Origin of the sequence: Streptomyces sp. NPDC085931, assembly GCF_044540565.1 — a bacterium.
GTDB lineage: Bacteria > Actinomycetota > Actinomycetes > Streptomycetales > Streptomycetaceae > Streptomyces.
In genome coordinates this window covers 24,262-36,291 of sequence record NZ_JBITSK010000022.1, presented here as the reverse complement: position 1 = coordinate 36,291, position 12,030 = coordinate 24,262, and the positions used below count along the sequence as shown (strand labels likewise).

Sequence of the window (12,030 nt, the reverse complement as noted above, 5' to 3'; positions counted from 1 at the left end):
AGCCAAGCCATGGCCATGGACGCCATCTCCGTCATCCGCGCCAAGCGGGACCGCGGCGAACTCAGCGACGAGCAGATCGACTGGGTCATCGACGCGTACACCCGCGGGGAGGTCGCCGACGAGCAGATGTCCGCGCTCGCCATGGCGATCCTGCTCAACGGCATGAACCGCCGCGAGATCGCCCGCTGGACGGCCGCGATGATCGCCTCCGGCGAGCGCATGGACTTCTCGTCGCTGTCCCGCCCGACCGCCGACAAGCACTCCACCGGCGGCGTCGGCGACAAGATCACTCTCCCGCTGGCCCCGCTGGTCGCCGCGTGCGGCGCGGCCGTCCCGCAGCTGTCGGGCCGCGGCCTCGGCCACACCGGCGGCACCCTCGACAAGCTGGAGTCGATCCCCGGCTGGCGGGCGCTGCTGTCCAACGAGGAGATGCTGCACGTCCTGGACACCACCGGCGCGGTGATCTGCGCGGCGGGCGACGGCCTGGCCCCCGCCGACAAGAAGCTGTACGCGCTGCGCGACGTCACCGGCACGGTCGAGGCGATCCCGCTGATCGCGTCCTCGATCATGTCGAAGAAGATCGCCGAGGGCACCGGCTCGCTCGTCCTGGACGTCAAGGTCGGCACCGGCGCCTTCATGAAGACCATCGAGGACGCCCGCGAACTGGCCTCCACCATGGTCGGCCTGGGCACCGACCACGGCGTGCGGACGGTCGCGCTCCTCACCGACATGTCGACCCCGCTCGGCCTCACCGCCGGCAACGCCCTGGAGGTCCGCGAGTCGGTGGAGGTCCTGGCCGGCGGCGGTCCCGCCGACGTCGTCGAGCTGACGATCGCCCTGGCCCGCGAGATGCTGGACGCGGCCGGCGTGAAGGACGCCGACCCGGCCCGGGCGCTGGCCGACGGCTCGGCGATGGACGTCTGGCGGCGGATGATCGCGGCCCAGGGCGGCGACCCGGACGCCGAGCTGCCGGTGGCCCGCGAGCAGCATGTGATCAAGGCCCCGGCGTCGGGCGTCCTCACCCGGCTCGACGCCTACGACATCGGCGTCGCCGCCTGGCGGCTCGGCGCGGGCCGGGCCCGCAAGGAGGACCCGGTGCAGGCGGGCGCGGGCGTCGAGATGCACGCCAAGCCGGGCGACACGGTGACGGAGGGCCAGCCGCTGCTGACCCTGCACACCGACACCCCGGACCGCTTCGACTACGCCCTCCAGGCGATCGAGGGCTCCTACGACATCGCGGCCGACGGCACGGACTTCACGCCGTCGCCGGTGGTGCTGGAGCGCATCGCCTGACCCGGGGGCCCCGCAGCAGCGCCGTGACGTCGTCGCGGCCCCGCGGGGAAGCGCAGAGGGCGGCGCACGCCGGCGAACCGTCGGTGTGCGCCGCCCTCGTCGTTCCGGCGCGGCCCGCACGGCCCGCGGATGGGTGGCGTGGCCGGCGCCGTCGGGGCCGAGCGGGGAGAAGCCCGCGCCGTCAAGGGCGGCCAGGTCGGTCGGTCATGGGGAGGTGCTCCCTCACAGACTCGGGGTGGTCACACGCTGCGGGCGGTGATGTCGCCGTAGGCGGTGGTCGCGTGGATGGTCAGGGCGGGGGAGCCGTCGGCGTTCCGGAGCGCGTTGTGGATCCGGCCGTAGGAGGTGCCGGCGTCCAGGGAGGCGCTGACGCCGCGGGCGGCGCCGACCGTGATGCCGCCGTGCTCGGTGCGCAGGGTCACCGCGCCGCGCAGGGCCTCGGCGACGCCGATGTCGCCCTTGCGGGTGCTGATCTCCGCGTCGCCGTGGAGGCGTCCGACCGAGACGTCGCCGGCCGCCAGGGTCAGCCGGGCACGGCCGACCTCGTCGAGCTTGACCGTGGCCTGCGCGCTCTCGGAGACGACGTCCCCGAGCCGGCCGACGCCGCGCAGTTCGCCGGCGGCGGCCTTCGCCTCCACGCGGGAGCCGGCCGGCAGCCGGACGGTGATCTCGACGGCTCCGGACTGCCCGAGCATCCGGTGCCCGGCCTCCGGGGCCGAAACGCGCAGGACGCCGTCGGCGCAGGCGACCTCGATCCGCTCCGCTGCCCGCACGTCGTGGCTCCTGGAGGCGTCGGCGGGCAGGACCTCGACCGTGGTCTCGGCGCGGTCGGCGGCGATGAAGCGGATGGCCCCGGCGGGGATGTCGAGGACGGCGGAGACCGGGGCGGGGGTGGGGAACGTCTGCATCGTGCACTCCTTCGTCGATGTTTCTGGCATCGCAAACGCTACGTTGCGTTCATGGGTGCGGCAACAAGTTCGTTGCGTAGTAGATGCGTTGATACAGGTAGAGCGAGGTATTTCGTTGCAATCGACGAGATCTCAACGCAACAAGGCGTGGTGGTGTGCGTTGCAACGAAACGCGGTGAACGCTACTGTGGGGCGTCCACGCAGCACAGAGGAGATCGCGATGCCGGGAGGCAGGCTCACCCAGCAGGAACGCCAGCAGATCGCGCTGGGCCTGGCCGACGGACTCGCCTACGCCGAGATCGCCCGACGCCTGGACCGCCCGACCTCGACCATCACCCGCGAGGTCATGCGCAACGGCGGCCCCACCGCCTACCGGGCCGACCTGGCCCACCGCGCCACCGAACAGCGCGCCCACCGCCGCAGACGGGCGGCGCCCCGGGACGCCGGTCTGCCCCCGATGCCCCACGGCCGGGACCCCGAGGCGGTGCGCCGGTACGAGGAGGTCTTCACCACCCTCTTCATGCGCCAGGGCCTGCCCAAGATGATGGCCCGGGTGCTGACCTGCCTCTACACCACCGACGAGGGCAGCCTCACCGCCGCCGAACTGGTCCGCCGCCTCCAGGTCAGCCCCGCGTCCGTCTCCAAGGCCGTGGCGTTCCTGGAGAGCCAGGGCCTCATCCGGCGCGAGCGCGACGAGCGCCGCCGCGAGCACTACATCGTCGACGACGACGTCTGGTACCAGTCGATGATCGCCGCAGCCCGGGGCAGCGCCGAGATCGCCGAGGCCGCGCGGGAGGGCGTCGGCATCCTCGGCCCCGGCACCCCGGCCGCCGTCCGCCTGGAGGGCATCGCCCGCTTCGTCGACTTCGTCACCGAGAGCATGGCCCGTGCGGCGGAACAGGCCCGTGACATCCTCTACACGAAGCCCCCCGCGCCCGAGGAGGACAGCGCCGGACCGGCCCCGGCGGGCACCGCCTCGGACCGGGAGGCGGCGACCGGCCGAGGCGCCGTCACCGACCCGGCGGCAGGGGCCCGCTGAGGAGTCGTCAGCCGAGCAGTGTGGCCACCACCACCAGCACCGGCACCGCCAGGACCGTCGACAGCAGGATCGCCTCCCGGGCCAGCACCTCGCCCACCCGGTAACTGCTCGCGTACGTGAACAGGTTCTGCGCCGCCGGCAGGGCGGAGGTGACCACCACGTCGAGCAGGGGCGCCCCGCGCAGACCGAACACGCCCGCCGCCAGGGCCCAGGCGACCGCGGGCTGGACGACCGACTTGAGGGCCACGGCCAGGAGCACGGGGGCCCGCTCCGCGCCCCGCAGCGGAAGCGTGCTGCCGCGCAGCGAGATGCCGAAGGCCAGCAGCACCGCCGGGACCGACATGTTGCCGATCAGGGTCAGCGGGTCCATCAACGGCCCCGGCACCGTCAGGCCCGACCCGGACGCCGCCACCCCCGCGAGGGAGCCCAGCGCTATCGGGTTGCGCAACGGGGTGAGCAGACGCTGCCACAGCGGCCGCTTCGCCCCGCCGCTCGCCAGGTCCAGGACGGTCAGCGCCACCGGTGTGACACCGACCAGCTGGAACAGCAGCACCGGCGCGACCAGCGAGGCGTCGCCCAGCACGTACACGGCGATCGGGATGCCCAGGTTCCCGGAGTTGACGTAGCTGGAGCACAGGGCGCCGATGGTCGTCCGGCCCACGCCCCAGCCGCGCGCGGCGCCCACGGCGACGAAGACGCCCGCCGCCGCTGCCGTGCTCAGCGCCGTGACCAGCAGCCGGTCGGAGAAGATCACCGACAGGTCGGCCCGGGCGAGCGTCGTGAACAGCAGGGCCGGGGAGGCCACGTGGAAGGCGAGCTTCGTCAGCACCTCGCGCCCGCCGTCCCCCAGATACCCCCGGCGGCCGATCAGATACCCGACCGCGATGACGACGGCGATGACGGCGAAACCGCTCAGCACCCCTTGCACGGCACCCCCCGACCGGCGAAGGGGGAGTCACACGGCGCGGCAGGGGCAGATGCATGGGGCATACAGCAAACCCTCGGGGCCGGGCCGCACCCGGGTCAATGTGATCCTCGCGGCGCCGGCGGAACGGACCGCCCGATGAGTTACCGCCGCCCGCCCGGTCTACCGCTCGTGGACGCCATGACACCGCCCGTGCTCGTACTGCCCGGACCCGTCACCCGGGACGAGGTGACCGGGCTGAGCGAGGACGTACGGGCACTGCTGCGGACCGGCGGTGCCCGGGTCGTGGTCTGCGACGTCGCGGGGCTGGGCCCGCCGGGGCTGGCCGCCGTGGACCTGCTGGCGCGGCTTCAGCTGGCGGCCCGCCGAGCCGGGGGGCGGATCCGGCTGCGTGACCCCGACCCGGCCCTATGCGCCCTGCTCGACCTGGTCGGGCTCCGCTTCGAGGTGGAGGGGCAGGTCGAAGAGCGGGAACCAGCGCTGGGTGTCGAGGAAGCAGTGGAACCCGGTGATCCGGCCGTCTGAGATCTCCAGCACCTGCACCGCCCAGGGCGTGAAGCCGCCCTTCTCCGGGTCGGGCTTGTACTGGGCGAAGCCGGGCAGGCCGTTCACCTGGACCGGGACCAGCCGGGAGCCCGCGCAGGGCGCCCCGAGCGTGGTCATGAAGCCGGTGATGTCGCGCACGCCGGTCAGCCACAGGTCGAACGGCGGCATCGTCATGACCGCGTCCTCGTGCAGCAGGGCCGTCAGCGCCGTCATGTCGTAGCCCTCGAAGGCCGCGACATAGCGGTCCAGCAGCTTCTGCTGGTCCTCGTCGAGCGGGTCCGAGACGGCCGCGTCCGCGCCCGGCTCCTGCCGCTCGGCGAGGGTGGCCCGGGCCCGCTGGAGGGCGCTGTTGACCGAGGCCACCGACGTGTCCAGCAGCTCGGCGACCTCGCTGGCCTTCCAGGCCAGCACCTCGCGCAGGATCAGCACGGCCCGCTGCTTGGCCGGGAGTTGCTGCAGGGCGGCCATGAACGCGAGCCGCACGGACTCCTTGGCGACGGCCGCCTCCGCCGGGTCGTGGGTCGTGGGCAGCACACGGGCGTCCGGCATGGGCTCCAGCCAGGTGTTGTCCGGTCGGGGGGAGAGGGCCGCCTGGGCCAGCGGGGTGGAGCCCGTCAGATCCATGGGCCGGGCGCGCTTGTTGCCCGCGGTCAGCATGTCCAGGCACACGTTCGTCGCGATGCGGTAGAGCCAGGAGCGGAGGCTGGAGCGGCCCTCGAACTTGTCGTAGCTGCGCCAGGCGCGGACCATCGTGTCCTGCACCGCGTCCTCCGCCTCGAAGGAGGAGCCGAGCATCCGGTAGCAGTAGCCGGTCAGCTCCTTGCGGTGCGCCTCCAGCCTGGTGTCCAGATCCGTCGGTGCCGCCGTGCCGTTCGCCATCTCCACCCACCCCTGTGGACCGTCTGTTCACGCGCCATCGCGCCCCAGCACTTCGGAAGCTACCGCAGCCCACTGACAACGGCCCCCCGAGCGCGCGAAGGCGCAGGTCAGGACCGGTGATCCACACCGCCGCGCACGGCGCCGGACTCCCCACCGGCTCCCCCGGCAACGGCCCGGACATCCGGCGCGTTCTGTCGACGACCCGCTCACCCGGGCCCCTGGACACGGCGGGCCGCGCCTGGCAACGGCCCGCTCAAGCGGGTCGCCCCCCGGCTGCGGCGGGCCCCACCGGCGACGGCCCGCACACAGGCTCCCCGGACCCGGCGGACCCCATCCGGCGACGGCCCCGCTCACACAGGCTCCCCGGCCCCGGCGGACCCCACCGGCACTCGCTATCGAGTCGGCCAGCCCGAGGGCGGCCCGCTCACACCGGCCCCACCCGACGATCGGGCCCCACCCGACGATCCAGGCCCACCGGGCGAGCCGGCCTACCGCGCCCGAGCCGACCCAACGTGCCCGGTCGGACCCACCGCGCCCGGTCCGACCCACCGCGCCCGGTCCTACCCCCCGGAGGTTTCCGCCCCGCCCCGGGACTCAGGCGGGCGCGGCGAGGTGCCGCTGGTGCCGGGCCGCCCGGGTCCCCAGCACCGTGATCGCCACGACGCCCAGGACCGCCAGCAGCCCCACCCCGACGGTCCCGGCCCAGCCGCCCGCGTGGAAGGCGACGGCGCCGGCCGTGCTGCCCGCGCTGGAGCCGACGTAGTACGCGGACTGGTACAGCGCGGAGGCCTGGGCGCGGCCGTGCGTGGCCGTCTTGCCGACCGCCGAGGACGCCACCGCGTGCCCCGCGAAGAAGCCCGCGGTGATGAGGACCAGGCCCAGCAGGACCAGTGGGAGGGAGCCGGCCAGGGACACCAGCAGGCCCGCGGCGGTCGTCCCTCCGGCCGCGTACAGCGCGCCCCGGCGGCCCAGCCGGCCCACCAGGCGCCCGGCCGTCGACGCCGACACCGTCCCGACCAGGTACACCAGGAAGATCGAGCCGACGATGCCCTGCGGCAGGGAGAACGGGGCCTCGGTCAGCCGGTAGCCGATGACGGTGTAGACCCCGCCGAACACCGTCATGAACAGCGCGCCGATCCCGTACAGCCGGCACAGCAGCGGGTCGGACAGGTGGTCGCGGACCGTGCGGGCCAGCACGCGGGGCCGCAGCGAGCCGGCCGTGAAGTGCCGCGGGGCGGGCAGCAGCGCCCGGAACGCCACCGCGCAGACCACGGCGATCACACCGACGACCCCGACGGCGACCCGCCAGCCCCACTCCTGCGCGACCCAGCCCGTGACGACCCGGCCGCTCATCCCGCCGACGCTGTTGCCCGCGACGAACAGCCCGATCGCGGTGACCAGCGCCTTGGGACTGACCTCCTCCGCGAGGTACGCCGTCGCCGAGGCCGGCAGCCCGGCCAGCGCGGCGCCCTGCAGCGCCCGCAGCACGACCAGGACGCCCAGCGAGGGGGCGAAGGGCACCAGCAACCCCACGGTCACCGCCACGGCCAGCGAGGCCGTCATGACGGTGCGCCGCCCGAAGCGCTCGGACAGCGCGCTCATCGGCAGTACGAACAGCGCCAGCCCGCCCGTCGCGGCGGCCACGGTCCAGCTCGCGTCGCTCGCCGCGACCCCGAACTCGCCGGAGATCAGCGGGAGCAGGGCCTGGGTGGAGTACAGCAGCGCGAAGGTCGCGACACCCGCGAGGAAGAGGGCGAGGCTCATCCGGCGGTAACCGGGCCCGCCCGGGGACATGCGTGAGTCGGAGACAGGGACGGAGGCAGCGGCGCCCACGACGGTGGACGCCCCGGTACTGGCGGGAGACATGCCTCGAACGTACGGACCCGCCCACTCATCCGTCCAATGCACGGAACGGTCATAATCGTTCCCATGGTGCATCAACCCAGTTCAGCGGAGCGGCTGTCACCGTCCGGTGACACAGAAGACATGGTGACGACGCTCGCGCCCCGCCTGGCGTACTTCGCCGGCGTGGCCCGCACCGAGCACGTCACCCGCGCGGCCCGGGAGATGAACGTCCCGCAGTCGACGCTCTCGCGCTCCATGGCCCGGCTGGAGCAGGACCTGGGCGTGGACCTGTTCGCCCGGCACGGCCGCACGGTCTCCCTCACCCCGGCCGGCCGCACCTTCCTCGCCTCCGTCGAACGCGCCCTGGCGGAGATCGGGCGCGCCGCCGAGGAGGTCCGGGCCGACGCCGACCCCGCCACCGGCAAGGTCGCCTTCGGCTTCTTGCACACCATGGGCGCCGAGACGGTGCCCGGCCTCCTCCAGGCCTTCCGCGCCGACCACCCCCGCGTCCGCTTCAGCCTCGTCCAGAACTACGGCGAGGCCATGCTCGAACGCCTGCGCGCCGGCGACCTCGACCTGTGCCTGACGTCCCCGGTCCCCGACGCCCCGGACCTGGTCGCCCGCCGTCTGGACGAACAGAAACTCCGCCTGGTCGTCCCGGCCGACCACGCCCTGGCCGGCCGCCGCCGCATCCGCCTCGCCGAGGCGGCCGACGAAACCTTCGTCACCCTGGAGCCGGGCTACGGCCTGCGCCGCATCACCGACGACCTGTGCGAGGAGGCCGGCTTCAAGCCCCGCATCGCCTTCGAGGGCGAGGAGGCGGAAACCCTGCGAGGCCTGGTCGCGGCGGGCCTGGGGGTCGCCCTCCTGCCACCGCCTGCGGTCCCGCGCCCGGGAGTGGCCGAACTGACGGTCACGGCTCCCCGTGCCGTGCGCGAGATCGGCGTCGCCTGGCTGGAGGGCCACCCCGACACGCCCCCGGTGGCCGCCTTCAAGAAGTTCCTGCTCTCCAGAAGAGGCAGCCTGCTCGCCACCTGAGAGGGCGCGGGGAACCGCGCGGCGAGCCGCGGACGGCCCGTGCCGGCCCCGGCACGGCGCTACCGCCGGGACGGGCTGAACCCCGCCGCCAGCGGCATCCGCAACCCCAACGGCGGCGGCGCGGCCAGCGCGTCCCGCACGGGCCGCGACACGGGCCGCCCGAACACCGCGCCCATCACGAAGTCCTCGGCCAGCGCGAGCACTTCGTCCCGGTACTGGTGCAACCCGTGCCCGTCCGCGTGCACTTCGAACCGGCACACGTCCCGGTTGGCCTTCTTCGCCCGCGCCGCCAGCCGGAACGACAGCTCCGGGTCCGTCCGCCCGTCGTGCGTGCCGTGCACGATCAGCACCTGCCGGCCCACCAGTTGCTTCACCGGTTCGGGTGGTGCCGCCGCGTCCTCCGCCGGGAGCCACGGGGCGAGCGCGACCACGGAGTTGACGGCCTCGTGCCCGCCCGCGTGCAGCGCCGCCCGCCCGCCCATGCCGACCCCGGCGAGGCAGACCGGGACGTCCCCGTAGCGCCGTACGGCCTCGTCCGCCGCCCAGGCCGCGTCGCGCGCGAGATTCGCCTCGCTGCCGTTCCAGCCGCGGCAGCGGTAGTGCACCACGTGCGCGGCGAAGCCGTCCTCCCGGCCCGCGCGGGCCAGCCGGCGCCCCAGGGCGCGCACGGAGGCGGTCGCCAGCAGCGGCGACGGTCTGCGGCTGGAGACCTCGTCACCCCCGGGAAGCAGCAGCACCACGCCGCTCACCGCCGCCGGCTCCGGTCCGAGTGTCCTTCCCAACCGGGCCCTGCGCTCCGGCGTCGCTTGGTGTGCCATGACAGAACAGTGTCAGAAGGCCGGGTGTACTCGACCTGTCCCGGCGGTCACCGTTACATATCGACGGAAACGTCAAGCAGCCGAGCACGCGCCGTCTACGCGCGTAGGAGTTAGAGTGCGGAAATGACGAGCCAGACCATCGCGAACACCCCGACTCCGGACCAGATCCGCCGGGCGCCCAAGGTTCTGCTGCACGACCATCTCGACGGCGGCCTGCGCCCCGCCACCATCGTCGAACTCGCCCGTGACAACCGCTACACCCGGCTTCCCGAGGCCGACCCGGACAAGCTCGGCCTCTGGTTCCGCGAGGCCGCCGACTCCGGTTCCCTGGAGCGGTATCTGGAGACCTTCTCGCACACCGTCGCCGTCATGCAGACCCGCGACGCCCTGGTCCGGGTCGCCGCCGAGTGCGCCGAGGACCTCGCCGCCGACGGCGTCGTCTACGCCGAGGTGCGCTACGCCCCCGAGCAGCACCTGGAGGGCGGGCTCGGTCTCGAAGAGGTCGTCGAGGCCGTCAACGAGGGCTTCCGGGAAGGGGAGCGGCGCGCCCGGGAGGCCGGACTGCGCATCCGCGTCGGCGCCCTGCTCACCGCCATGCGGCACGCCGCCCGGTCCCTGGAGATCGCCGAACTCGCCAACCGCTACCGCGACCTGGGCGTCGTCGGCTTCGACATCGCGGGCGCCGAGGCCGGTTACCCGCCCACCCGGCACCTGGACGCCTTCGAGTACCTCAAGCGCGAGAACAACCACTTCACCATCCACGCCGGCGAGGCCTTCGGGCTGCCGTCCATCTGGCAGGCCCTGCAGTGGTGCGGCGCCGACCGGCTCGGGCACGGCGTGCGGATCATCGACGACATCCAGGTCCACGAGGACGGCCGGGTCGAACTGGGGCGGCTCGCCTCGTACGTCCGGGACAAGCGCATCCCGCTGGAGCTGTGCCCGAGCTCCAACCTGCAGACGGGAGCGGCCTCCTCCTACGCCGAGCACCCCATCGGACTGCTGCGCCGGCTGCACTTCCGCGCCACGGTGAACACGGACAACCGTCTGATGTCCCACACCAGCATGAGCCGGGAATTCGAGCACCTGGTCGAGGCATTCGGTTACACGCTCGACGACATGCAGTGGTTCTCCGTCAATGCGATGAAATCAGCGTTCATTCCTTTCGATGAACGACTGGCCATGATCAATGACGTGATCAAGCCCGGATATGCCGAGCTGAAATCCGAATGGCTGTTCCGTCAAACCGCCTCCACCAGCGGTTCTTCACCCTCCGAGGACTGACCGGAAGGAAATCGGCGCACAGCGGATGCGGGCGGTGTTCACAATCCGTCCGCATTTCGATGTTTGCGGCGAGCGGTGCGGGGTGTCTACGGTCGCTGGACCGCTCACACACCCCGACATCCCATTACGAGGACGCCTTTCATGAAGCAGTCTGCTGCCAAGTCCCTCGGTGTCGCCGCTCTCGGTGCCGCCTTCGCCGCCGCCGGCGCCGGTGCCGCCAACGCCGCCGCCCCGGCCCTCCCGGACACCGCCCAGACGCTCGAGACCGTCACCACGGCCCTTCCGGCGGAGCAGCTCTCCCAGACGCTGCCGGGCTCGGGCGAGGCGCTGGGCCAGGGGCAGACGGCGGCCGGCGCCGGTCTCGCCGCCGCCCAGCCGGTGGCCGAGCAGCTGCTGGCCGAGGGCCCGACCGGCCCCGCCGCCAAGCTGCTGGGCGGCCTGCCGCTGCAGGGCCTGCCCACGCACGGCCTGCCGGTGAACGGCGTGCCGGTCGGCTGACCGTACGCCCAGGCGGACACACGCCGATGGGGCGCACCCCTCGGACACGGGGTGCGCCCCATCGGCGTGTGTCGCGCGGGTGGGTCACCAGGCCGTCTGCGCCTTGCTCTGCGTCCCGCTCTCCGCGGGCAGCAGGATCCACAGGGCGATGTAGAGCAGGAACTGCGGGCCGGGCAGCAGGCACGAGACCAGGAAGATGACCCGCATCGTGGTCGCGGAGGTGCCGAAGCGCCGTGCCAGTGCGGCGCACACTCCGCCGATCATGCGGCCGTGGGTGGGGCGGGCGAGGCGGGACATGTGCGGCTCCTTCAACGTCGGTGTGCGTGAGGCCTCTTTCCGAGTACCCCATCTGCACTCCACGCTACGGAGACGAAGGGGGCAAAGCGTCGCTCCACGGGGCGATCCCGACCCTGGGAATCGTCGGGGTCCGACCCTGAGCCGGCTCCTCCACGGCCAGGGGCGCGCGGGGCGGGTAGACGGGTACGCGGCGGCGCAGCCAGGAGCGGCCGGCGGGCACCAGCGCGAGGTGCGCCAGGACGACGCCCGCGGTGTTGAGGAACAGCGAGTCCACGTCGACGACCTGGCCGGGGACGCCGGTCTGCAGCAGTTCGATGCCCAGCGACAGCAGGGCGCCGGCCGCGGCGGTGCGCAGCAGGGACACCAGGGGCGAGACGGTCAGCCGGCCGCTCGCCATCGGCAGCAGCAGGCCCAGCGGGGCGAGCAGGGCCAGCTTCTCGCCGATCGGGCGGACCGCCCGGGGCCACCCCAGGGCCAGATCGGCCCGGATGCCGGCGAAGGGCCGCAGGTTGGCGGGCATCACCCAGGGCACGTCCAGGGGCCGCAGCGTCAGCCAGGCGACGAACGCGAGATGCGCGACGAGGAGGACACCTCCTGTCACCCGGACACGGAACGCGGCGCTGCCGCCGATGGAGCCTTGACGCTGCACGCCCCCCTAGACGC

At 73.4% G+C, this 12,030-nt stretch carries 13 protein-coding genes; 6 read left to right on the top strand and 7 right to left on the bottom strand.

What is annotated here, in order from left to right:
• The first annotated feature begins 9 nt into the window (after window positions 1-9).
• Complete coding sequence (locus tag ACIGAN_RS33290) at window positions 10-1,293, top strand: thymidine phosphorylase (protein WP_399863106.1); 1,284 nt, start codon at window positions 10-12, stop codon at window positions 1,291-1,293.
• A 239-nt stretch (window positions 1,294-1,532) separates the two neighbouring features.
• Here the strand turns inward: ACIGAN_RS33290 and ACIGAN_RS33285 are convergent, their stop codons facing one another.
• Complete coding sequence (locus tag ACIGAN_RS33285; RefSeq protein ID WP_399863103.1) at window positions 1,533-2,201, bottom strand: DUF4097 family beta strand repeat-containing protein; 669 nt, start codon at window positions 2,199-2,201, stop codon at window positions 1,533-1,535.
• 220 nt (window positions 2,202-2,421) lie between these two features.
• Between ACIGAN_RS33285 and ACIGAN_RS33280 the strand changes: the two genes are divergently transcribed.
• Window positions 2,422-3,240: a GbsR/MarR family transcriptional regulator gene (locus ACIGAN_RS33280; RefSeq protein WP_399863100.1), complete on the top strand. Its 819-nt coding sequence runs from the start codon at window positions 2,422-2,424 to the stop codon at window positions 3,238-3,240.
• Window positions 3,241-3,247: 7 nt separating this feature from the next.
• Here ACIGAN_RS33280 and ACIGAN_RS33275 read toward each other — a convergent pair whose 3' ends face one another.
• Window positions 3,248-4,168 carry an AEC family transporter gene (locus ACIGAN_RS33275; RefSeq protein WP_365087328.1) on the bottom strand — a complete coding sequence of 307 codons (921 nt, stop codon included), beginning with the start codon at window positions 4,166-4,168 and terminating at the stop codon, window positions 3,248-3,250.
• Window positions 4,169-4,303: 135 nt separating this feature from the next.
• Here ACIGAN_RS33275 and ACIGAN_RS33270 point away from each other — a divergent pair, with 135 nt between their 5' ends.
• Window positions 4,304-4,690 (top strand): STAS domain-containing protein, encoded by a 387-nt coding sequence (locus ACIGAN_RS33270; RefSeq protein WP_365087326.1) that lies wholly within the window; start codon window positions 4,304-4,306, stop codon window positions 4,688-4,690.
• Here ACIGAN_RS33270 and ACIGAN_RS33265 read toward each other — a convergent pair.
• Window positions 4,574-5,590 carry a sigma-70 family RNA polymerase sigma factor gene (locus ACIGAN_RS33265; protein WP_399863095.1) on the bottom strand — a complete coding sequence of 339 codons (1,017 nt, stop codon included), beginning with the start codon at window positions 5,588-5,590 and terminating at the stop codon, window positions 4,574-4,576. The genes ACIGAN_RS33270 and ACIGAN_RS33265 overlap by 117 nt on opposite strands.
• 594 nt (window positions 5,591-6,184) lie before the next feature.
• A complete protein-coding gene (locus ACIGAN_RS33260) occupies window positions 6,185-7,456 on the bottom strand; it encodes an MFS transporter (RefSeq protein WP_365735412.1) in 1,272 nt (423 codons plus the stop codon).
• 63 nt (window positions 7,457-7,519) lie between these two features.
• Between ACIGAN_RS33260 and ACIGAN_RS33255 the strand changes: the two genes are divergently transcribed.
• Window positions 7,520-8,473 carry a LysR family transcriptional regulator gene (locus ACIGAN_RS33255; RefSeq protein ID WP_365735410.1) on the top strand — a complete coding sequence of 318 codons (954 nt, stop codon included), beginning with the start codon at window positions 7,520-7,522 and terminating at the stop codon, window positions 8,471-8,473.
• Between the two features lie 59 nt (window positions 8,474-8,532).
• On the opposite strand, the gene ACIGAN_RS33250 is transcribed toward ACIGAN_RS33255, so the two are convergent.
• Window positions 8,533-9,291, bottom strand: a complete 759-nt coding sequence (locus ACIGAN_RS33250; RefSeq protein WP_365735408.1) for an alpha/beta hydrolase — start codon at window positions 9,289-9,291, stop codon at window positions 8,533-8,535.
• A gap of 123 nt (window positions 9,292-9,414) precedes the next feature.
• Between ACIGAN_RS33250 and ACIGAN_RS33245 the strand changes: the two genes are divergently transcribed.
• Both ACIGAN_RS33245 and ACIGAN_RS33240 read left to right on the top strand, forming a co-directional pair.
• Entirely contained in the window at window positions 9,415-10,572 is a 1,158-nt protein-coding gene (locus ACIGAN_RS33245) for an adenosine deaminase (RefSeq protein WP_399863092.1), read from the top strand.
• Between the two features lie 141 nt (window positions 10,573-10,713).
• Window positions 10,714-11,070: an ATP-binding protein gene (locus tag ACIGAN_RS33240; RefSeq protein ID WP_365735404.1), complete on the top strand. Its 357-nt coding sequence runs from the start codon at window positions 10,714-10,716 to the stop codon at window positions 11,068-11,070.
• An 84-nt stretch (window positions 11,071-11,154) separates the two neighbouring features.
• Here ACIGAN_RS33240 and ACIGAN_RS33235 read toward each other — a convergent pair whose 3' ends face one another.
• Both ACIGAN_RS33235 and ACIGAN_RS33230 read right to left on the bottom strand, forming a co-directional pair.
• The gene (locus ACIGAN_RS33235) at window positions 11,155-11,367 is read right to left on the bottom strand and encodes a PspC domain-containing protein (protein ID WP_365735402.1); all 213 of its coding nucleotides are present in this window, start codon (window positions 11,365-11,367) and stop codon (window positions 11,155-11,157) included.
• 64 nt (window positions 11,368-11,431) lie between these two features.
• Window positions 11,432-12,016 carry a VanZ family protein gene (locus tag ACIGAN_RS33230; RefSeq protein WP_365087310.1) on the bottom strand — a complete coding sequence of 195 codons (585 nt, stop codon included), beginning with the start codon at window positions 12,014-12,016 and terminating at the stop codon, window positions 11,432-11,434.
• Window positions 12,017-12,030: the final 14 nt, after the last annotated feature.